This window comes from Vibrio sp. MACH09 (genome assembly GCF_033238805.1).
Classification (GTDB): domain Bacteria; phylum Pseudomonadota; class Gammaproteobacteria; order Enterobacterales; family Vibrionaceae; genus Vibrio.
The window spans coordinates 971,860-992,946 of the sequence record NZ_BSFZ01000001.1; the positions used below are offsets into that span (position 1 = coordinate 971,860).

Here is a 21,087-nt window from a genome sequence, read left to right on the forward strand (position 1 = left end):
TCGAGAAAAGCGGTCAAAATTGATATACACTCAAATCAATCAAGTAAAGGCTAAGAGGTTAGCGAATGACAGATAAAAGCAAAGAGGGCAGCAGTGGAAAATTGCTATATTGCTCTTTCTGCGGTAAAAGCCAGCACGAAGTTCGCAAGCTAATTGCAGGTCCTTCTGTTTACATTTGTGATGAATGTGTCGATCTTTGTAACGACATTATTCGTGAAGAAATCAAAGATGTTCTTCCTAAGAAAGAGTCAGAAGCCCTTCCGACTCCTCGCAATATTAGCGAGCATCTAGATGACTATGTAATCGGTCAGGAATACGCGAAAAAAGTGTTAGCGGTTGCGGTATATAACCACTACAAGCGTTTACGCAATGGTGATACTACAGCAGAAGGCGTTGAGTTAGGCAAAAGTAATATTCTTTTGATTGGTCCAACGGGTAGCGGTAAAACATTGCTTGCAGAAACGCTAGCACGTTTCCTCGATGTTCCGTTTACTATGGCAGACGCAACAACGCTAACTGAAGCAGGTTATGTGGGTGAAGATGTTGAAAATATCATCCAGAAACTGCTACAAAAATGCGATTATGACGTAGCGAAAGCTGAGCGTGGTATTGTTTATATCGATGAAATAGACAAGATTTCACGCAAAGCCGAGAACCCTTCAATTACTCGTGATGTATCCGGTGAAGGTGTTCAGCAAGCGTTACTAAAACTGGTTGAAGGTACCGTTGCATCCGTACCTCCCCAAGGCGGACGCAAACATCCACAACAAGAGTTTTTGCAAGTCGATACTTCAAAGATTCTCTTCATTTGTGGTGGCGCATTCGCAGGTTTGGACAAAGTTATTGAACAGCGTGTTGCGACAGGAACCGGTATTGGTTTTGGCGCAGAAGTTCGTTCAAAAGACGAAAGCAAAACCGTGGGTGAGCTATTTAAGCAGGTGCAACCTGAAGACCTAGTTAAATATGGTTTGATTCCAGAATTTATTGGCCGTCTTCCAGTGACAACGACGTTAACTGAACTTGATGAAGATGCACTAATCCAAATTTTGTGTGAGCCAAAGAATGCACTAACAAAACAGTACTCTGCACTGTTTGAGTTGGAAGATGCTGAGTTAGAGTTCCGTGAAGATGCGTTAAAAGCGATTGCTAAAAAAGCGATGGAACGTAAAACCGGTGCTCGTGGTCTTCGTTCAATTCTTGAAGGTGTGCTTCTTGAAACTATGTATGAACTACCATCATCAGAAGATGTAAGCAAAGTGGTGATTGATGAATCCGTGATTAACGGTGAATCAGAGCCTTTGCTTATCTATAACGGCAAAGAGAGCCAAGCTGCTGGCGCTGAGTAGTCTACAAATAGCGATTAACCAAGGAGGTAAGTAATTACCTCCTTTTTTTTGTTCCCTTATTGAATACCTTTAAAAAGACCCCATATATACTCAAGTGACCTCAAGATGTAGGATTCAGAGCAGCATCAACAGGTTCAGTTCAAGAAAGATAACCGAAGGAATGGTGTCCCCTTTCAAGGTTATCTGACGCAGAAGTGGGCATGTTGATGTGCTCCCAAAGGGCGAGTTTTATTGGCTCCTGCTCTGTGTTACAGATTCTTGCCGTAGAATGACTATGCCTTCAAATCAGTGCCTTGATCAGAAGCCAATAAATTCTCGCTGAACAAATATTTTGAGGTTACTTGAGTATACTTCTCATAAGAACAAACGGATAGAGAGAAAAATATGAACTTGGAACGTTCCGAACGTATCGAGATTCCAGTGCTACCACTGCGTGATGTTGTGGTTTATCCGCATATGGTCATTCCTTTGTTTGTTGGTCGTGAAAAATCGATCAGTTGCTTGGAATCAGCAATGGATAACAACAAACAAGTCCTTCTTGTCGCTCAAAAAGAAGCAGACACCGATGAGCCAACCATCGACGATCTATTTGGTATAGGAACGATTGCAACTATTTTGCAGTTGTTGAAGCTTCCTGATGGAACGGTAAAGGTGTTGGTTGAAGGTCAGCAAAGAGCCAAAATTCACCAATTTAAAGAAAATGACTTTTTCTTAGCGGATGCCGAATATCAGATCACCCCGGATCTTGATGAGAAAGAGCAAGAAGTGATTGTTCGCAGTGCTATCAATCAGTTCGAAGGCTTTATAAAACTCAACAAAAAAATCCCACCAGAAGTGCTAACGTCTCTATCAGGTATAGATGATGCTGCGCGTTTGGCAGATACCATCGCCGCGCATATGCCATTGAAATTGGCAGAAAAGCAACAAGTGCTTGAAATTGTAGATGTTAACGAACGTCTCGAGTTCCTGATGGGACAAATGGAATCGGAAATCGACATACTGCAAGTTGAAAAACGCATTCGTGGTCGCGTGAAAAAACAGATGGAAAAATCTCAACGCGAGTACTATCTGAACGAGCAGATGAAAGCGATTCAAAAAGAACTCGGTGACATGGATGATGCGCCTGACGAGTTTGAAACGCTGAAGAAAAAAATTGAAGAATCAAAAATGCCTCAGGAAGCTCGTGAAAAAACCGAGCAAGAACTGCAAAAACTGAAAATGATGTCACCAATGTCGGCAGAAGCGACCGTGGTTAGAAGTTACATCGATTGGATGGTTGGCGTACCTTGGGCAAAACGTTCTAAAGTGAAAAAAGACTTAGCAAAAGCAGAACAAGTGCTTAACCACGACCATTATGGTCTGGAGCGAGTGAAAGAACGAATCTTAGAATACTTGGCGGTTCAAAACCGTATTAATAAGCTAAAAGGTCCAATACTTTGTTTGGTTGGTCCTCCAGGTGTTGGTAAAACATCACTTGGTCAATCTATTGCTTCTGCGACAGGTCGTAAATATGTTCGTATGGCATTAGGTGGTGTCCGTGATGAAGCTGAAATACGTGGTCATAGACGCACATATATCGGTTCGTTACCGGGCAAGCTTATCCAGAAAATGTCTAAAGTTGGGGTTAAAAACCCACTATTCTTGCTAGATGAGATAGACAAAATGTCATCTGATATGCGTGGTGACCCGTCATCAGCGCTATTGGAAGTTCTTGATCCAGAACAGAATAACGCCTTTAACGATCACTACTTAGAAGTGGATTATGATCTTTCTGACGTTATGTTTGTTGCTACATCGAACTCGATGAACATTCCAGGGCCACTTTTAGACCGTATGGAAGTTATTCGTCTTTCTGGTTACACCGAAGATGAGAAGTTGAATATCGCTAAGCGACATCTTGTTGAAAAACAGATGAAACGCAATGGATTGAAAGTTGGTGAAGTTGACATCGAAGATTCAGCGATTATTGGCATTATCCGTTACTACACGCGTGAAGCGGGTGTACGTGGTCTAGAGCGTGAAATCTCTAAGATCTGCCGTAAAGCGGTGAAAAACATCCTGCTGGATAAAAACCTTAAGCAGCTAACGGTGAATATGGATAACCTAAAAGAGTATTTAGGTGTTCAACGTTTTGATTACGGTAAAGCAGATGAAAGCAATCGCGTTGGTCAAGTCACTGGCCTAGCGTGGACCGAAGTAGGCGGTGATTTGCTGACTATCGAGACTGAAGCGATGCCGGGTAAAGGCAAGCTGACGCAAACAGGTTCTCTGGGCGATGTTATGCAGGAGTCGATTCAGGCTGCGATGACGGTTGTGCGTAGTCGTGCTGGTAAGTTAGGCATCAATGAAGACTTCTATGAGAAGCGTGACATACACGTTCACGTTCCTGAAGGTGCAACACCGAAAGATGGCCCTAGTGCGGGTATTGCAATGTGTACCGCGCTGGTTTCTAGCTTAACGGGTAATCCCGTTCGAGCAGAAGTGGCTATGACCGGAGAAATTACTCTTCGAGGTGAAGTATTACCGATTGGTGGACTGAAAGAGAAATTACTTGCGGCACATCGTGGCGGAATTAAGACGGTATTGATTCCTAAAGACAACGAACGTGATTTAGAAGAGATTCCGGACAACGTTATTGCTGATTTAGTGATTAAACCGGTGCAGTGGATTGATGAAGTATTGAGCGTTGCACTAGAGAAAGACCCGTCGGGCTTTACTGTAGAGTCCGCAAAATAGTGACCTGCTGCAAAAATAAGTAAAGAATTACGCTGACAGAGTGGAAAAATACTTGTCAGCGTTTTTTTTGGGCGCTAAGTTAGGCAACTGTTGCTTTAAGCTATATTCCTAAAGGCTTAGCGCAGAATTTATATTTTATATGGAACGAATGTTACCTATTCAAAAAATAACAGGTAACGACAAGGGGAATAAACGTGAATAAAACACAATTAGTAGAAAAAATCGCAGAAAATGCCGATATTTCAAAAGCGTCAGCTGGTCGTGCACTTGATGCTTTCATTGAAGCAGTGACAGAAACTTTAACCGCTGAAGAGCAAGTTGCTCTAGTTGGTTTTGGTACATTTAGCGTTCGTACTCGTGCTGCTCGCACAGGTCGTAACCCTAAAACTGGCGAAGAAATCCAAATCGCAGAAGCTAAAGTACCAGCATTTAAAGCAGGTAAAGCTCTTAAAGAAGCTTGTAACTAAGCAAGTCTAGACAACTTTTGTCTAACTAAAGATTGTAAATATGCGCATCACATTGGTGCGCATTTCTTTTTCTGATATTATTCGGCTATTCAACTTTTAGTGAGCGAAGAACCTTCTTCTGGCTCAATCTGTGGAGACAAGTAAGATTATGATGGATCGATTACGCGAAGGCGTGAACAGCATCGCGGTTAAGATTATCCTTGGGTTAATTATCCTCTCTTTCGTATTTGCCGGTGTTGGCAGCTATATTACTGGTGGTGGCAACAATGCCGCGGCAAAAGTAAATAATACAGAAATTGGTCGCGGGGCTTTTGAGCAAGAGTACACAAGTGAACGTAACCGAATGCAATCGCAAATGGGGGACTATTTTGCTAACCTTCTTGCTGATCCGGCATATGTTCAATCTTTCCGAAAATCAATCCTAGATCGGATGATTAACCAAGTTCTTTTAGAACAGTACGCAGAGTCTCTTGGCATGCGTATTAGTGATGAGCAAATCAGAAGCCAAATTCTGCGTATGCAAGAATTCCAGAATGATGGCAAGTTTGATCAAGATATCTATGCCGCCACATTAAGAAGAGCCGGTTTCTCAGTAGACAGTTTCGCAGAATACCTTCGCCGTGATATGACACGTCAGCAAGTATTGTCTGCGTTGCAAAACAGTGAATTCTCTTTGGCTGCTGAAGTCGATGCTCAAAATGCATTATTGACTCAAACCCGTGACGTTCGCACCATCGTTTTCAATATCGAAGATTACGCTAAAAATGTTGAGTTAACAGACAGCGAATTACAAGAATACTACGACGCGAATTCATCAAGCTATACTCGCCCTGAACAAGCAAAAGTTGCCTATATCGAACTTTCTGCCCAAGCGTTGAAAGATCAAATTGAAATTAGTGATGAGAAAGCTGAACAGTACTACTACGAAAATATTGATAAGTACTCGTCAGCAGAACAGCGTCAGCTAAGCCATATTCTGGTTGAAGGGGACGATGAAGCGAAAGCACAAGCGATTCTGGATGAACTCAACGCTGGTGCCGACTTTGCAGAACTGGCAAAAGCGAAATCCGAAGATATCGGCAGTTCAGAAGAGGGCGGTTCTCTAGGCTGGGTAGAAAAAGATGTGATGGACCCAGAATTTGAAGCGGCAGCATTTGCGCTAAGCAAAGAAGGTGAAACCACAGGTTTAGTTAAGTCCGCTTTTGGTTATCATATTATCAAGCTGGACGCTCTGAAAGCCTCTCAAGCAAAAGCATTTGCTGATGTTGCAGCGGAAATTAAAACTGAGATGGCAGAGCAAGAAGCTATTGAGCAGTTTTATGCGTTACAAACTAAGCTAGAAACAGTGGCGTTTGAGTATCCTGATTCGTTAGATGATGCTGCTGAGACGATCAACGCAAGCATTGTAACTACCGACTTTGTTTCTCAGGCTGATGCTCCAGCATTACTGCTTAACCCAACCGTAATGCAGGCAATTTTAAGCCCAGAAGTAAGAGAAGACGGACTTAACTCTGAAGTGATAGAAGTTGCCCCTGAGCACGTTATTGTTGTGCGTGTTGAAGAGACGCGTGATGCGACAGTACTACCGTTTGAAGAGGTAAAATCGCAAGTGGTTGCTCAGTTGTCAGCGGTTAAAGGTGAGCAGCAAGCAATGGAAATTGCAACTACGGTTGTTGAAGCACTTAAACAAGGCGACGACAAAGTCATGGCCGACAATGGCGTATCATTTAGTGAGTTAGAAACCATTGATCGTGGCAACCCATTGGCGCAAGCAGTCTTTGCTATGGCTAAGCCAACAGAAGAACAAGCCACATATACTCAGACAACGGACTTGCAAGGTAACATTATTGTTGTTGAGCTAGATAAAGTAATGACGTCTGATAATGCTGACTTTACAACACAGATTACTGCTCAGCTTGCACGTTCAAATTCTCAGCAAGATATAGATGCTGTGGTGAAAACGCTTCGTGTAGATGCTGACATTGAATACTACGTTGTGAGCGCTCAGCCGTAAATTAATGTTCAATCATAGTAAATCAAACGGGCCGCTTTAGCGGCCCGTTCTATTTTTGTCGCAGTAACAACGACAAAAGCACGATGAGTGGCTGATGATACTGCTGCATTTCAATACTATGGAGGAACGAATATGCGAATGTATCAACGATTATCTCTATTTTTACTCTGTTTTACTTTTACTCTCCCCAGCTACGCTACGCCAGAAGGGCAGCTAACGGATAAAGAGCATCAGGGCATAACAATCACCGTCAATGTTAATACTGCAGGCTTAGAAGAGCTCTCCACGCTTTTAACCGGCATCGGAGAAGCTAAAGCGCAGCGGATTATTGACTATCGAGAGAAAGTTGGTCTTTTTAAAACGGTGGATGAGTTAATGAATGTAAAAGGAATCGGCCCCGCATTTATCGAAAAGAACCGTTCTAGAATAGAGTTGTAGTGTTTAACCTCGGTTCGGAATCACCTAAATTATCTCGAGCTGAGGTTAAATTACTTAGTATTGCTCCGGGCTGAGGTGGCTTAGATAGATAATCAAATTGTCTTTATTATCTGTTCATTTGCGTGGTTTGTTTATTAAAGACCATTTTCGGCTCAAGTTCACCAGTATCGCACACGCAGTACCAAACACGCCGCCAGCGAGATGCGCCTCAATCGCGACATTGGCTTCAATTAATGCTGCGGTACTCGATGATGGGCCAAACCACTGCTCATAAGCGATTTTTGCAATGACCCCAATCACAAGTAACCAACTGGAGCGTCGCCCGGATAACGCTTCACAGAGGGCGTAATAGGCAAATATACTGTGCAGTACTCCTGACAATCCGGCATAGATTGTTAAATTATCAAAGAGCAAACTTCCACCAACAAAAATGGCACTGCTGATTAAGATGAATAATAAGCTGCTGGCTGTAGGGCGAAAAAGATAGGTTATGATCCATAACGCTGCCATGTTCATAATTAGGTGAGTCACGTTAGTATGAGTAAAGTTTCCTGTTAGGATTCGCCACCATTCTCCTTGCTCAATAAGAGTGGCATGCCATATAACGGTTGCCTGAATTTGAGGCAGTTGTAAAATGGCGCTGATAACAGTAATGATGGCTAACAGAAGGTATCTATTCACTATATGTCTCGATATTGTGCTCAATGCGGTAGAGCAAAAAAAGCGTGTATCTGTTCAATGATACAGACAGTGCAGGCGAAAACGCAGCTTATCATTTTACAACATCCGACAGAAGTGAAGCGAGCCAAAGGGACGGCAAAAATTCTTACCTTATCTTTGTCAAACTGTCACTGTTTTATTGGCGAAGATTTTTCGCAACATTCGCCATTTAATGAGCTACTGCAGCAGCCCGGATACGATAATTTATTGCTTTACCCTGCTGAGAATGCCATGGAGTTGTCGCTACAGAATATACCCTCAGCAAAGCATAAATCATCAAGGCAGACTAAAGCTGATAAAAACAGTGTGCGTTTAATATTGCTAGATGGTACGTGGAAAAAGGCGTTTAAAATGTATCAGCTTTCAACAAACCTACATCATTTGCCAAGCTACCGATTAGCAAATAGTGTTCAAGGGCAGTATACAATACGGAAAGCACCTGACAGCAATAGTTTGTCTACGGTTGAAGCAGGTTATCACGCCTTATCGGTTATCGAGCCAGATGGTGATTTTACTCCCTTACTGTTCGCGTTCGAGCAGTTTGTTGAGGCGTATTTGCAGCAGGTTCCAGCAGAACTGGTTAAGCAGCGATATAACCGATAGAAAATAGCGATTAACTAAAGAGAAGAACGGAAGAAGTTAAAGATATTTGCTTGCTGTAATGCTAACCATGGACGAGTTATCGTTCTACGTAGCGGTGTCTTGATACCCAAAAATAGAAACTTATCTTTTACATAAGCTCTCATTTTCTCCGCATTATCCAGATTCGCTGATGCTTCTGATGCTTCTAGTGTTTCTACCAGCAGTTGAAATTGTTGATTATTATCCATGATATGAGAACAGCTGTTGGTGAAGTTTTTGTGCATAGCCGTCGGTCATTGCCGCAATATAATCACATATTACTCGCATACCATTGCCATCGTGTTCATTTGCCAGCAACCATTTCTGCTTGGTTGCATCGGGGAGTAGACGCTCTGGATCAGCACTTAGTGCCTCAAAAAGATCCATCACTATTTGTTGTCCTTTGTACTCTACAATTTGAACTTCTGGAATCTGAATAACATAGTCACTGACAAAGTGTTTAAATACCGCCAACGCTTTTGCTAAGTCGCCTTCTAAATAGGCGTTGCTACTTAGCAATTGGCTGTCGAACTCAGCATGGTGAACCTGCTGTACGTTGACACTGGTTAAGAAGGTATTGACGATGCCGCCAATGGCATCTTTGCGCTGGTAATGTTCTCCGGAAAACAGCATCTCTCCAATGGTACTGATATTGCTTTCAAACCATGCATCGCCACATTCGGCTAATTGACTGGCGGCGGCTTCCTGCCATTGATGGTGGTTCACCATTCCCAGCACAATGGCGTCCTCAAGATCATGAACACCATAAGCGATGTCATCTGCCAGTTCCATAATTGAGCAGTCGAGGGATTTGAAATTAGTTTTCCGGTGGCTTAAAGGAGAATCATCCACTTTACGGCTAGAACAGAACTGTTGTTTATCATTGTCAGATAAAGGCTCTAGTACCCATTCAAAATCCGGTTTGTCACAATTGTAGATGCCTTTGGCTGGTGTCCACTCTTTTGCTTTTAGCTTACGTTGATGAGATACCGGATTAGGTAAGTGCTCACTTCGTACTTCACTCAATAATGATGGATACTTTAATAAGCCAAGTAGTGTTCGTCTCGACAGATTCATTCCGTGAGATTTTGTGTATGGCTCCAATTGAGTCATGATGCGAAATGTTTGAGCATTGCCTTCAAACCCACCATGGTCACGCATGGCATAATTGAGCGCCACTTCTCCACCGTGACCAAAAGGAGGGTGACCAATATCGTGGGCAAGGCAGAGAGACTCAATTAAGCTGGCGGAAGGCAGTAATGCTTGGTTGTTAGGCTGTTTTTGTTCCAATTGAGCCAAAATGCCAGAGCCTATTTGCGCCGCTTCTAATGAGTGTGTGAGTCGAGTTCGGTGAAAGTCATTTACCCCGGTGCCATGTACTTGAGTTTTGGCTTGTAAGCGTCGAAATGCAGCAGAGTGCAAAATTCTTGCGCGGTCACGTTGATAAGGATCTCGGTGATCTTTACGTCTTAGTTTGTGTTCGTTATTGATTCTTTGCTGCCAAAGCGTTTGTTGTTTGTCATCCATAACGACTCCAAGCCAAAGTTATCTAAGGTAAATCCTTGAATATAATATGCGAAATAAGCGCTGGAAAAGCAAGCAGTTGCTGCTGTGTTAAATAGTGGATAGTAGAAAACGAGACCGAGAAGTGTGCAAAGAGAATAAAAAAAGAGTAGCTCGGGGGAAGCTACTCTTGAGTCACAGCCAGTTGTTTAAACTTCTGGTGTAAGAGGTTTACTTGTATAAATAGCTGTTGACTATATTTTCTAACAACTCCTGCTTGCCAGATTCTCTGTTTGGCTGAATATTGTTACTCATTGCGTACTTAGCGATATCTTCTAGGTTCAGGTCACCATTAAGAATTTGTCGGCCTAAGTCACGGTTCCAGCCTGCATAACGATTGGCAATATTCTGCGACAGTAAGTCATTTTCAATCATAGTGGCGGCTATCTGTAGTGATTTCGCCATGGTGTCCATGCCGCCAATGTGGCCGTAGAAGAGATCTTCTGCATCAATAGAAGGTCGTCTCAATTTGGAATCAAAGTTGAAACCTCCAGTGGTGAAGCCGCCCGCTTTAAGGATCTCATACATTATTAACGAGTTTTCCTCTACACTATTCGGGAATTGGTCGGTATCCCAGCCTAGTTGAGGATCGCCTCGGTTGGCATCGATGGAACCAAATAATCCCAAAGAGATAGCGGTGGCAATTTCATGCTGGAAACTATGTCCTGCGAGTGTCGCGTGGTTAGCTTCAATATTCACTTTGATCTCTTTCTCAAGACCAAACTGTTTTAGAAATCCGTATACCGTTGCGGTGTCATAATCATATTGATGCTTGGTGGGTTCTTGTGGCTTTGGCTCAATTAATATTGTGCCTTTAAAACCGATTTTATGTTTGTGTTCCACTACCATCTGCATTAATCGACCTAGTTGCTCTCTCTCTTGGCGCAGATCGGTGTTTAATAAGGTTTCGTAACCTTCACGTCCTCCCCAGAGTACATAGTTTTCCCCACCTAATTGCTGGGTAGCGTTCATGGCATTAAATATTTGAGCGCATGCGTAGGCGAATACTTGAGGATCTGGATTGGTGCTGGCTCCAGACATAAAGCGTGGGTTAGAAAAGACATTGGCTGTTCCCCAAAGTAATTTCATACCTGTTTCCTGTTGTTTTCTCTCTAGTACGTCAGTCATTTCAGCGAAATTTCTAACATACTCTTTTAACGAGTTTCCTTCAGGTGACACGTCGATGTCATGAAAACAGTAATATGGCACGCCTAACTTGGTAAAGAATTCAAATGCGGCATCCGCTTTCATTTTTGCCATCTCCATGGCGCTACCATTTTTATGCCAAGCGCGATCGAAGGTACTGGCACCAAAAACATCCGACCCTGGCCAACAGAAATTGTGCCAGTAGCATGCAGCAAATCTAAGATGTTCCTTCATGGATTTACCAAGCACGATGGCTTCAGGGTCATAATGTTTGAAGGCTAAAGGGTTATTGGATTCTGTCCCTTCATATTTAATATTACTTATGTTTTTAAAAAACTCAGTCATGGCCATAAATTCCGTATTAATTGTTTTTGAGATTGAATTATTTAGATGTTAACTATATTGGAGATTAAATTTCAATTAACGATCAGTGTGCTTGGTTAATTTATATTTAGCTTTAATTTAAATTCATTCAATTATGAAATTTGGTAATAAATTTCATGTTTTTACTTATTGTGCTTTGGCTCTCATAAATCGTTAAATAGTGATATTTAGCTAAGAAAATCATATTTTCATGGTAGTAAATATCGCTTTATCGCCTTGGTTGTTGTGTTAACTTGTTGAAAATTAATTGCTTTAAGCGGTTGGGTGAACTAGCTCTATGCTCTTCTTTAGCTGTTGCTTATTTATATCTTGATCACAGTTAGTTAAAAAAACAAAAAATCATAAATGTTAAATAAAATCCATGAAGAGATTTTTTCAAATAATAGGTTAGAGTTTTGAATATTCACAGTACAAGTGAATTGGTATACATAAAATTAAATATGACGTGATACAAAGGATAGTAGAATGAAAAAGATTATAACCCTTCTATGCGCTGTTCTAATTAGTATTAGTGCACCTGTTTTTGCAAAAACAGTAAAAATAGGCATGGTAATTGATGACTTGCGTTTAGAGAGATGGCAAAAAGATAGAGATATCTTTGTTAATACAGCAGAAAAACTGGGCGCCAAAATTTATGTTCAATCTGCCAATGGTAACGAACAAACTCAGATCTCTCAGATAGAAAACATGATATCTCGTGGCGTGGATGTGTTGGTTATTATTCCAACCAACGGAGAGGTGCTATCAAATGTGATTAAGGAAGCAAAACAAGATGGCATTAAGGTACTTGCTTACGACCGCTTAATCAGTAATGCAGATATTGATTTTTACCTCTCTTTTGATAATGAAAAAGTTGGTGAAATGCAGGCTACAGCTATGTTAGAAGCTAAGCCGTCGGGTCGTTACTTTCTGTTAGGTGGGTCTTCTTTTGACCATAACGCCAAACTATTTAGACAAGGCCAAATGAACATTTTACAGCCGAAAATTGATAGTGGTGACGTACAGGTTGTTGGTGACCAATGGGCGGATTACTGGTTAGCTGAGAATGCGCTGAAAATTATGGAAAATGCGCTAACGGCAAACAGCAACAATATTGATGTGGTTGTAGCGTCAAATGACTCCACTGCTGGTGGTGCGATTCAGGCTTTAGACGCACAAGGATTGGCAGGCAAAGTTGCCATTTCGGGGCAGGATGCAGATTTGGCCGCGGTACGTCGAATTGTTGATGGTACACAAACGATGACCATTTATAAGCCTATCGTGGCGCTAGCACAACGTGCAGCTGAGATCTCTGTGGTATTAGGTAATGACGATGAACCACGTTGGAATGCTCAGTTAAACAATGGGTTGAAAGACGTTCCTTCTTGGTTGTTAGAGCCTATTGCTGTTGATATCAATAACCTAAAGAAAACAGTTATTGCTGATGGCTTCCACAGCGAAAAAGACGTTTATCGTAAGTAACTATGAATGACATGCTGGTGCTGGATTGTATCTAGCACCACTGTCTTAATAAGGAGTAAGTTTGTATGTCTCCATTACTAGAAATGCGCGATATCGTCAAAAAGTTTGGCCCAGTTAAAGCGCTAGACGGAGTCAGTATTCGCTTAGAGCAAGGTGAAATTCTTTCTCTATGTGGGGAAAATGGGTCAGGTAAATCAACCTTAATGAAAGTGTTGTGTGGTATTTATCCAGCTGGTGATTATCAAGGCGATATCATTTTTAAAGGTAATAAAATAACGCCAAAAAACATCGCAGACACAGAAGCTCTAGGCATTGCTATCATTCACCAAGAGCTGACTTTGGTCAAAGAGCTATCCATTTTAGAAAACCTCTTTCTTGGTGCTGAGCTGTGTGATTTTGGGGTGATGAACTATGAATTGATGCATTTTGAAGCGGAAAAGTTACTGCAGAAAGTGAATCTGTCCGTCTCTCCTGAGACGATAGTTGGTGACTTGGGAGTGGGTCAGCAACAGCTCGTAGAAATAGCAAAAGCCATGTCAAAAAACGCTAAGTTATTGGTGCTTGACGAACCTACCGCTCCATTAACAGAGTCTGAAACCGAAATACTGCTGAATCTGGTTATTGAACTGCGAGATTCGGGGGTAAGTTGCATTTATATCTCTCATAAGCTGGCAGAAGTTAAAGCCATTTCTGACCATATTTGTGTTATTCGAGATGGTGCTCACATTGGCACGAGACAGGCTGCGGGAATGACAACCGATGACATCATAACCATGATGGTTGGCCGCGAGATGAAACAGCTATTTCCTCGAGAAGAGCATGATATTGGCGAGCTCGTTTTGTCTGTCAGAGACGTGAGTGCATGGGATAAATCTAATGCTTCCATTGTAAAAGTCAATAATGCCGGATTTGAGCTGAGAAAAGGCGAGATATTAGGCATCTCTGGGCTAGTGGGAGCAGGTAGAACCGAGTTGATGGAGTGCCTTTATGGATGTTACCAAGGTAAACACCAAGGTCGTTACTATCTAAAAGGTCAGGAACTGCAGATAAGCAGCAGCCGAGATGCTTTGCAGGCAGGCATTGCTATGGTGCCGGAAGATAGAAAACGTAACGGCATTGTTCCCATTATGGGGGTTGGACAAAATATATCTTTAGCGGCATTAGATCAGTTCTCCAACGCCGGCGTATTGGATGACATAAATGAAGCCAAAGCGATTCAACAATCGCTAACTGACCTAACCGTGAAAACACCAAATAGCGTTCTCCCCATTAGAAACCTTTCTGGAGGTAACCAACAGAAAGCCATTTTAGCGCGTTTCTTAATGGTGAAACCGACGGTTTTGATTTTGGATGAGCCTACTCGAGGTATTGATGTTGGTGCCAAATACGAAATTTATAAGCTGATGTTCAAACTGGTTAAAGCAGGCATCAGTATCATCATGGTCTCTTCTGAACTACCTGAAGTTCTGGGCATTAGCGACCGTGTACTCGTTATGCACGAAGGGATCATCAAAGGCGACTTAGTGAACGAGAACCTTACTCAGGAAATTATTATGGATTGTGCGTTATCAGAAGGAGTAGCAGCATGATTGAACAATCGGATCAGTTAAACAAAACAAGCAGCATAGATCTATTGGGCAAGATTAAATCGATGAATGTTCAGTTGCTGGTGATGGCAGCGGCGATTGTATTTATCATGCTGTTCTTCAGCATTATGACAGACTGGAGCTATCTAACCCCAAGAAACATATCCAATTTATTTAGACAAACTGCAATTACCGGTATTCTGGCGATTGGTATGGTTTTTGTCATTATTAGTGGCGAAATTGACCTGTCTGTTGGCTCAATGATGGGACTATTGGGTGGTGTGGCCGCTATTTTAGATGTTTGGTTTGGTCTGCCTTTGCCTGTCACGATAGTGATAACATTAGTGGCGGGTTTTGCTTTAGGTGTTTGGAATGGTTGGTGGGTGGCCTATCGCAAGGTGCCTTCATTCATAGTAACTCTAGCCGGTATGTTGGCATTTCGTGGGATATTGATTGGTATTACGGATGGTACAACGGTCGCGCCTACTTCAGAGTCTATGGCGCTTATTGGACAAAGTTATCTTCCTGATATGGTCAGTTTGGTTTGTGCGATGGCAGGTTTAGCTCTCTATTTTGCTTGGCAGCAAAAACGCAATGTAACCAAGAGAAAGTATCAGTTAGAGGTGGGCTCCACTTCGTCAACATTAGCAAAAAGTGCTTTAATTGGTATCGCAGTGCTTACTATTATCGCCCTGCTTAATGATTACCGTGGCGTTCCTACACCTGTTCTGTTGTTGTCGATATTTCTTATTGCAGGCTCTTTTATTGCTACTAAAACTCGCTTTGGCCGTCGAATTTACGCCATTGGCGGTAATATCGAAGCGAGTCGTCTCTCTGGGATAAATGTAGAGAAGACCAAGCTGTCAGTGTATGCCATGAATGGTTTTCTTGTGGCCATCGCCGCGCTTATTCTGAGCTCTCGTTTAGGGGCAGGTTCGCCTTCTGCGGGGAATATTGCTGAGTTAGATGCCATCGCAGCCTGTGTGATTGGTGGAACCAGTATGGCGGGTGGTGTGGGTACGGTTATCGGTGCAGTTATTGGTGCTTTTATTATGGCCTCTCTGGATAACGGTATGAGCATGATGGATGTTCCCACCTTCTGGCAATACATTGTTAAAGGCGGAATATTGTTGTTGGCAGTATGGATGGACAGTGCAACAAAACAGCGTCGTTAATGTTGTGAGTAACCTCAAAAAGATTCGTTCATAGTGAGCACATCAATACGTCTAATCCTTCGGTTCCATTCTTGAACTGAACGTATTGATGTTGCTTGCTATCTCTTAACGTCAAGTTAGTTAGAGAGAAAAATAGAAATCCGCCATAGCTGATAGGTTATGGCGGATTTTTAATATTGGGTCACTTTATCTGGGAAAATTAACGAGAACTGCGCTCTTTATCCCGATACTCTTTTGGGGTGTGATTGATGTCTTTTTTAAACACCGTGTACATATATTGCAGAGATGGGTAGCCACAAAGCTCCGATATTTCTTGAATAGGTAGGTCAGTATTTCTCAATAAGCTGCATGCTCTGTTGAGCTTGGAGTTATGAATTTCTTGGTGAATGGAGTGTCCTCGCTCTTCTTTGAAGCGGTTTTCCATATTAGAGCGAGAGATGCCCACATGACTTAATACCTGATCGACTTTGATCCCTTTAAAAGCGTGGTGTCGAATGTAATGCATGGCCTGTATAACATAAGGATCATTTAAAGCCTGATAATCGGTACTTTGCCTTTCATAGACTTTCGTTGGGGCGACCAAAACGTGTTGAATTGGTTGACCATTATGGGACGTTTTTTCCGTCTCACTCTGGTCAGAATGTGCCTTTTCTGTATGGACCAAGCGCTTATGTAGCATTTTGGCGGCCCTATAACCCATCTCTTTGCACCCTTGCCCGACAGAGCTAAGCGATACACGCGTTAAGTAGCGAGCTAACTCTTCATTATCAATACCGATAATAGCGACCTTGTCTGGCACCATAATATTAAGATGCTCACACACTTGAAGTAAGTGACGGGCTCTGGAGTCTGTGACTGCAATAATGCCTGTTGGAGTGGGAAGGCTTTGCAGCCAGTCCGCTAAGCGGTTCATATCGTATTGCCATGTTTGTGATGAGGTATTACTACCGCGGTATACCGATCCCGTGTAACCATCCGCTTTCACTAATTTGTTGAAAGCTTTCTCTCTTTCATGCGCCCACTGTTTCCAAGAATCGGCTGGAATACCATAAAATGCGAAGTTTTCTAGTCCTTTTTGTTTAAGATGCTGAAAGGCCAGCTCAACAAGAGCATGGTTATCTGTCGCGACATAGGGGACGTCTGGGTAATCATGATTATCTTCATAAGACCCCCCCACGCCAATAACAGGAATATCGGTATTCTCAAGCATTTTGACGATGTCGGGGTTATCAAAATCAGCAATAATGCCGTCACCTTTCCAGTCTTCAAAGTGCTCCAAGTGGGTGATGAAATCTTCTTCTAAGAAAATATCCCATTCACATTGTGACGCTTGTAGATACTCACCAATCCCTTCTATTACCTGTCGGTCGTAGACTTTATTGGCGTTAAATAGCAAGGTGATTCTAAAACGTTTATCCATAGCTTCCGAGTCTTCCATGTCAATGTGCATAAATCTTATCAGGCGGTTGGCTTTCTCTATGTGATCTAATACTCGTTAGTGAAATCCGAGAATTTCACTAATAAAAAACGTAATTGTTCCTCTAATGAAACTGGACGACGATAGTTGATATTAAAACCCACGGCAGGTTTCTGAAGCAAAGGAAAAGGTATGTATATAGGAATTGATTTGGGCACATCTGGAGTAAAGGTGTTGCTGCTCGATAATGAAGATCAGATAGTTGCAACGCATTCTGAGCCTTTAACCGTCTCTCGACCTCAACCTTTATGGTCTGAGCAAGATGCGTCTCACTGGTGGAGTGCGACTGACAAGGGGATGAAGAAGCTACAACAGCAGCATGATCTAAGCAGAGTTAAAGCGATAGGTTTATCTGGACAGATGCACGGCGCGACTCTATTAGACAAAAATGGCGAGCTATTGAGGCCGGCTATTTTATGGAACGATGGACGGAGTTTTGCTGAGTGCCAAGCACTAGAACATCAGGTCGCTAACAGTCGAGAACTTACCGGAAATATCATGATGCCGGGCTTTACTGCGCCTAAGTTATTATGGGTGAAAAACAATGAGCCTGATATTTTTGACAAGGTTAATAAAGTACTGCTTCCAAAAGATTATCTTAGATACAAGATGTCTGGTGACTTTGCTTCTGACATGTCTGACTCAGCGGGCACCATGTGGCTAAATGTAGCAAAACGTGATTGGGATGATGCTCTGCTATCAGCGACAGGGCTGACTCGGAAACATATGCCAGATCTGTTTGAAGGTGATGAAATTACGGGGATTTTGTCTGAGGAGATTGCAGAACAATGGGGGATGTCATCTGTGCCCATTGTGGCTGGAGCTGGAGATAATGCCGCTGGTGCAATCGGGGTAGGGATCACTCAACCTAAACAAGCCATGTTGTCACTAGGAACATCGGGGGTGTATTTTGCAGTGAGTGATGGTTTTGTGGGTAATCCAGAGTCTGCGTTGCACAGTTTTTGTCACGCATTACCTCGAACATGGCATGCCATGTCGGTTATCTTAAGTGCCGCATCCTGTTTGGATTGGGTTGCCTCATTAACGGGTCAACCAGATGTTGGTTCTATGTTGAAAGAGGTTGAACAGAGTGCAGATAGAGAATCGAATGTCATCTTTTTACCTTACTTATCCGGAGAGCGTACTCCTCATAATGATCCCAATGCTAAAGGTGTATTCTTTGGCATGACGCACTCTACCACCAAATTAGAGTTGGCCTTAGCGGTACTCGAGGGTGTGGGCTTTGCGTTGGCAGATGGATTAGATGCATTACATGCAACTTCGTTAGTGCCTGAGGAAGTGAACCTAATTGGTGGTGGCGCTAAAAGTGAGTTTTGGCGACAAATGCTGGCGGAGATCACGAATATGAATTTGGTCTATCGAGTGGGTGGAGAAGTGGGCCCCGCTCTCGGTGCGGCTCGGTTAGCGAGACTTGCGGTAACGGAAGGATTAACGGTAAGTGACTGTTGTCCAATACCGGAGCTAAAGCAGCGACATACACCAAATGCAGAGAGAGCTGAACTGTATAAGGTTAAACGTGAACGGTTCCGCTCGCTCTATGCATCTTTATCACCACTGTTTTAATCAGGTGTATTGATTGCAAAATATCGGTAATCCCAAGCAAGAGGAGTCGCTACTCTGTTCTGCTTGAGATTACCCGGATATTTTATCCAGTGTGGTGGTGCAACTATCACAAAAAATAGCCATAAATACTTTTACTTCAGGGTGATCTTTACTTAGCTGTTCGATCTTCTCATCTAAGTGCTCTTTTACGTGTAAAAATTCATCGTTATTAAAGCGCAACTCGTTCATGGTTTTTATATAGGCAGATAGTATATCCGCGGCTTTTACAATGGCTTTATACTCGGCATCTACCTTCTCTTGTACCAGCAGGCTTTCAAACTCGTCTCGTAAATCTTGGGGAATGGTCGCCAAACACTCTTCTTCCGCGATGGCCTCTAGTTTTTTGAATGCTTTGGTGAATTCGGGATTGTGGTACTTTGTTCGAGTGTTAATATCCTGAAGTTTTGTTTCTGATACTTCATGGTATATGGCAACGGTTGCGGCTCTTTCAGGGCTTAACTCAGCTCCGAAACGTTTGTTTTTAATGACGGTGAGTAAATGGGCAATAACAGCGACTTGGTGACAATGCTCTGATACGTTCTCTTCCTGAAAACAGTGCATCAATGACCATCTTTTTATTAGCGGCATTCGGGTAATCCAAGCAATAAACGTGCTCTGTTCCATCTTTACTCCTTATACCAATCGTATTAGCTAAATGATCAAAATGAGTTCGATTTCCTAGACGGCTTAAGATATCCCTATGCGTTTGTAAATGGACGTTTGTCCATTCAGGTCTATTCCGTCGAGTTCCATTTTATCTGACCAGATAGTAAGTCGAATTGGGTTTACTTTTGGCAATTGAAAAAGGCCCCATAGGAGCCTTTAGTTTAAAGAAGATTATTGACTATAGGTAGATAAAAATCGCTCAAATCGCCCAATAGCAAGCTCTAGATCCTCAACATGAGGCAGGGTGACAATTCGGAAATGGTCTGGTTTGGGCCAATTAAAGCCGGTTCCTTGTACTAAAAGCACTTTTTCTTGAACCAAGAAATCCAACACCATTTTTTGGTCGTCTTTGATATTGTACATTTTGGTGTCAATTTTAGGGAACAAGTACATCGCTCCCTTAGGTTTCTTACAAGTAATGCCGGGGATTTGAGTGATGAGCTCAAATGCTCTATCACGCTGTTCTAGTAAGCGACCACCCGGAAGAATCAGTTCGTTAATACTTTGATAGCCACCAAGCGCGGTTTGGATTGCGTGTTGCATGGCCACATTTGCGCATAAACGCATTGAAGCGAGCATATCTAAACCATCAGAATAACCTTTTGCCAAATGTTTAGGCCCGGTTAAGAACATCCAACCACTACGGAAACCACAAACACGGTAAGCTTTGGATAGTCCGTTAAAGGTCATGATGAGTACATCATCGGCAAGGGAGGCGATAGAGGTATGAGTTGCGCCATCATAGAGAACTTTGTCGTATATCTCGTCGGCGAACACAATCAAGTTATGCTGTCTGGCAATCTCTAATACGTCTTGTAAAAAGTCTCTGCTATATACCGCACCAGTTGGATTGTTTGGGTTAATCAAAACAATACCACGGGTTTTGCTGGTTATTTTGCTTTTAATATCGTCTAAATCTGGATACCAATCGGACTCTTCATCACAAATATAGTGAACGGGGTTTCCTCCAGACAGAGAGACAGCGGCTGTCCATAATGGGTAGTCAGGAGCTGGAACCAGCAGTTCATCGCCGTTGTTTAGTAGCGCTTGCATCGCCATTACAATCAACTCTGACACACCATTACCAATGTAGACATCTTCTACATCAAAGCTGCGAATGCCTCGTTTTTGATAGTGTTGAACGACGGCTTTACGGGCAGAATAAATACCTTTGGAGTCGGCATAGCCCTGAGATGTTGGAAGGTTACGAATAACATCCACTAGAATTTCGTCAGGGGCATCGAAACCAAAAGGGGCTGGATTACCGATGTTCAGTTTTAGAATTTTATGCCCTTCTTCTTCCATGCGCTTAGCATGTTTAAGTACTGGGCCCCTAATGTCATAGCAGACATTATCGAGTTTTGATGACATCCCGATATTTTGCATGGTTTAGATCCTGATAATTCCTATTTTACTTTATCAAAGTACACCATAAATCTAATTTTTAGTATAAAAATCTGTCATATATGAACTTTTAATTGGTGAAAAGAAAAAGGTTGCAAGAATATCCATGTATTCAGGGCGTGTTGGTCTTTCAATGTCGAGTCTGTGATGCCTGAAAAAAGTGTTAGGTATCACCCTACGGGCTGAGATCATATTTCCCGCTAACTGCGTTAGAAATTTTGAAATTAGCCCACTAGTAACTGCAATTTCTGCCTTGTTAT

At 42.4% G+C, this 21,087-nt stretch carries 17 protein-coding genes; 10 read left to right on the plus strand and 7 right to left on the minus strand.

What is annotated here, in order from left to right:
• The first annotated feature begins 65 nt into the window (after nt 1-65).
• The 5 genes from clpX (at nt 66) to CHJ_RS04460 (ending at nt 7,001) form a co-directional block, all read left to right on the plus strand.
• Nucleotides 66-1,346: an ATP-dependent protease ATP-binding subunit ClpX gene (clpX, locus tag CHJ_RS04440; RefSeq protein WP_317916981.1), complete on the plus strand. Its 1,281-nt coding sequence runs from the start codon at nt 66-68 to the stop codon at nt 1,344-1,346.
• Nucleotides 1,347-1,730: 384 nt separating this feature from the next.
• Entirely contained in the window at nt 1,731-4,082 is a 2,352-nt protein-coding gene (lon, locus tag CHJ_RS04445; RefSeq protein ID WP_171755096.1) for an endopeptidase La, read from the plus strand.
• Between the two features lie 194 nt (nt 4,083-4,276).
• Complete coding sequence (locus CHJ_RS04450; RefSeq protein ID WP_171755095.1) at nt 4,277-4,549, plus strand: HU family DNA-binding protein; 273 nt, start codon at nt 4,277-4,279, stop codon at nt 4,547-4,549.
• A gap of 148 nt (nt 4,550-4,697) precedes the next feature.
• On the plus strand, nt 4,698-6,563 hold the full coding sequence (gene ppiD, locus CHJ_RS04455; protein WP_317916982.1) for a peptidylprolyl isomerase: 1,866 nt from the start codon (nt 4,698-4,700) through the stop codon (nt 6,561-6,563).
• Nucleotides 6,564-6,701: 138 nt separating this feature from the next.
• Nucleotides 6,702-7,001 (plus strand): ComEA family DNA-binding protein, encoded by a 300-nt coding sequence (locus CHJ_RS04460; RefSeq protein ID WP_171755117.1) that lies wholly within the window; start codon nt 6,702-6,704, stop codon nt 6,999-7,001.
• A gap of 114 nt (nt 7,002-7,115) precedes the next feature.
• On the opposite strand, the gene rrtA is transcribed toward CHJ_RS04460, so the two are convergent.
• The gene (gene rrtA, locus CHJ_RS04465) at nt 7,116-7,682 is read right to left on the minus strand and encodes a rhombosortase (protein ID WP_317916984.1); all 567 of its coding nucleotides are present in this window, start codon (nt 7,680-7,682) and stop codon (nt 7,116-7,118) included.
• Nucleotides 7,683-7,685: 3 nt separating this feature from the next.
• Between rrtA and CHJ_RS04470 the strand changes: the two genes are divergently transcribed.
• Nucleotides 7,686-8,324 carry a tRNA-uridine aminocarboxypropyltransferase gene (locus tag CHJ_RS04470; RefSeq protein WP_317916985.1) on the plus strand — a complete coding sequence of 213 codons (639 nt, stop codon included), beginning with the start codon at nt 7,686-7,688 and terminating at the stop codon, nt 8,322-8,324.
• 14 nt (nt 8,325-8,338) lie between these two features.
• Here the strand turns inward: CHJ_RS04470 and CHJ_RS04475 are convergent, their stop codons facing one another.
• From CHJ_RS04475 to xylA, 3 genes are all read right to left on the minus strand, one after another.
• The gene (locus tag CHJ_RS04475; protein WP_317916986.1) at nt 8,339-8,551 is read right to left on the minus strand and encodes a DNA alkylation repair protein; all 213 of its coding nucleotides are present in this window, start codon (nt 8,549-8,551) and stop codon (nt 8,339-8,341) included.
• Entirely contained in the window at nt 8,544-9,869 is a 1,326-nt protein-coding gene (locus CHJ_RS04480; protein WP_317916987.1) for an anti-phage deoxyguanosine triphosphatase, read from the minus strand. Before CHJ_RS04480 ends, CHJ_RS04475 begins: the two co-directional genes overlap by 8 nt.
• 207 nt (nt 9,870-10,076) lie before the next feature.
• The gene (gene xylA / locus CHJ_RS04485; protein ID WP_317916988.1) at nt 10,077-11,396 is read right to left on the minus strand and encodes a xylose isomerase; all 1,320 of its coding nucleotides are present in this window, start codon (nt 11,394-11,396) and stop codon (nt 10,077-10,079) included.
• 504 nt (nt 11,397-11,900) lie between these two features.
• Between xylA and xylF the strand changes: the two genes are divergently transcribed.
• The 3 genes from xylF to CHJ_RS04500 all read left to right on the plus strand — a co-directional run bounded on the left by xylF (nt 11,901) and on the right by CHJ_RS04500 (nt 15,657).
• A complete protein-coding gene (gene xylF / locus CHJ_RS04490; protein ID WP_171755088.1) occupies nt 11,901-12,896 on the plus strand; it encodes a D-xylose ABC transporter substrate-binding protein in 996 nt (331 codons plus the stop codon).
• A gap of 65 nt (nt 12,897-12,961) precedes the next feature.
• Nucleotides 12,962-14,485: a xylose ABC transporter ATP-binding protein gene (locus tag CHJ_RS04495; RefSeq protein ID WP_171755087.1), complete on the plus strand. Its 1,524-nt coding sequence runs from the start codon at nt 12,962-12,964 to the stop codon at nt 14,483-14,485.
• Entirely contained in the window at nt 14,482-15,657 is a 1,176-nt protein-coding gene (locus CHJ_RS04500; RefSeq protein WP_171755086.1) for a sugar ABC transporter permease, read from the plus strand. The genes CHJ_RS04495 and CHJ_RS04500 overlap by 4 nt, the downstream gene beginning before the upstream one ends.
• 199 nt (nt 15,658-15,856) lie before the next feature.
• Here CHJ_RS04500 and CHJ_RS04505 read toward each other — a convergent pair whose 3' ends face one another.
• Complete coding sequence (locus CHJ_RS04505; protein ID WP_317916989.1) at nt 15,857-17,107, minus strand: XylR family transcriptional regulator; 1,251 nt, start codon at nt 17,105-17,107, stop codon at nt 15,857-15,859.
• Between the two features lie 159 nt (nt 17,108-17,266).
• Between CHJ_RS04505 and xylB the strand changes: the two genes are divergently transcribed.
• Complete coding sequence (gene xylB, locus CHJ_RS04510; protein ID WP_317916990.1) at nt 17,267-18,718, plus strand: xylulokinase; 1,452 nt, start codon at nt 17,267-17,269, stop codon at nt 18,716-18,718.
• 69 nt (nt 18,719-18,787) lie between these two features.
• Here xylB and yfbR read toward each other — a convergent pair whose 3' ends face one another.
• Both yfbR and CHJ_RS04520 read right to left on the minus strand, forming a co-directional pair.
• Nucleotides 18,788-19,381 carry a 5'-deoxynucleotidase gene (gene yfbR / locus CHJ_RS04515; protein WP_171752948.1) on the minus strand — a complete coding sequence of 198 codons (594 nt, stop codon included), beginning with the start codon at nt 19,379-19,381 and terminating at the stop codon, nt 18,788-18,790.
• A gap of 213 nt (nt 19,382-19,594) precedes the next feature.
• Nucleotides 19,595-20,809 carry a pyridoxal phosphate-dependent aminotransferase gene (locus tag CHJ_RS04520; protein WP_171752947.1) on the minus strand — a complete coding sequence of 405 codons (1,215 nt, stop codon included), beginning with the start codon at nt 20,807-20,809 and terminating at the stop codon, nt 19,595-19,597.
• Nucleotides 20,810-21,087 lie beyond the last annotated feature (278 nt).

Excerpts from the sequence above, each read along its gene's own strand:
- clpX (WP_317916981.1), top strand. The coding sequence starts at position 66 with ATGACAGATAAAAGCAAAGAGGGCAGCAGTGGAAAATTGCTATATTGC.
- lon (WP_171755096.1), top strand. The coding sequence starts at position 1,731 with ATGAACTTGGAACGTTCCGAACGTATCGAGATTCCAGTGCTACCACTG.
- ppiD (WP_317916982.1), top strand. The coding sequence starts at position 4,698 with ATGATGGATCGATTACGCGAAGGCGTGAACAGCATCGCGGTTAAGATT.
- CHJ_RS04460 (WP_171755117.1), top strand. The coding sequence starts at position 6,702 with ATGTATCAACGATTATCTCTATTTTTACTCTGTTTTACTTTTACTCTC.
- CHJ_RS04470 (WP_317916985.1), top strand. The coding sequence starts at position 7,686 with ATGTCTCGATATTGTGCTCAATGCGGTAGAGCAAAAAAAGCGTGTATC.
- CHJ_RS04475 (WP_317916986.1), bottom strand. The coding sequence starts at position 8,551 with ATGGATAATAATCAACAATTTCAACTGCTGGTAGAAACACTAGAAGCA.
- CHJ_RS04480 (WP_317916987.1), bottom strand. The coding sequence starts at position 9,869 with ATGGATGACAAACAACAAACGCTTTGGCAGCAAAGAATCAATAACGAA.
- xylA (WP_317916988.1), bottom strand. The coding sequence starts at position 11,396 with ATGACTGAGTTTTTTAAAAACATAAGTAATATTAAATATGAAGGGACA.
- xylF (WP_171755088.1), top strand. The coding sequence starts at position 11,901 with ATGAAAAAGATTATAACCCTTCTATGCGCTGTTCTAATTAGTATTAGT.
- CHJ_RS04495 (WP_171755087.1), top strand. The coding sequence starts at position 12,962 with ATGTCTCCATTACTAGAAATGCGCGATATCGTCAAAAAGTTTGGCCCA.
- CHJ_RS04500 (WP_171755086.1), top strand. The coding sequence starts at position 14,482 with ATGATTGAACAATCGGATCAGTTAAACAAAACAAGCAGCATAGATCTA.
- CHJ_RS04505 (WP_317916989.1), bottom strand. The coding sequence starts at position 17,107 with ATGCACATTGACATGGAAGACTCGGAAGCTATGGATAAACGTTTTAGA.
- xylB (WP_317916990.1), top strand. The coding sequence starts at position 17,267 with ATGTATATAGGAATTGATTTGGGCACATCTGGAGTAAAGGTGTTGCTG.
- yfbR (WP_171752948.1), bottom strand. The coding sequence starts at position 19,381 with ATGGAACAGAGCACGTTTATTGCTTGGATTACCCGAATGCCGCTAATA.
- CHJ_RS04520 (WP_171752947.1), bottom strand. The coding sequence starts at position 20,809 with ATGCAAAATATCGGGATGTCATCAAAACTCGATAATGTCTGCTATGAC.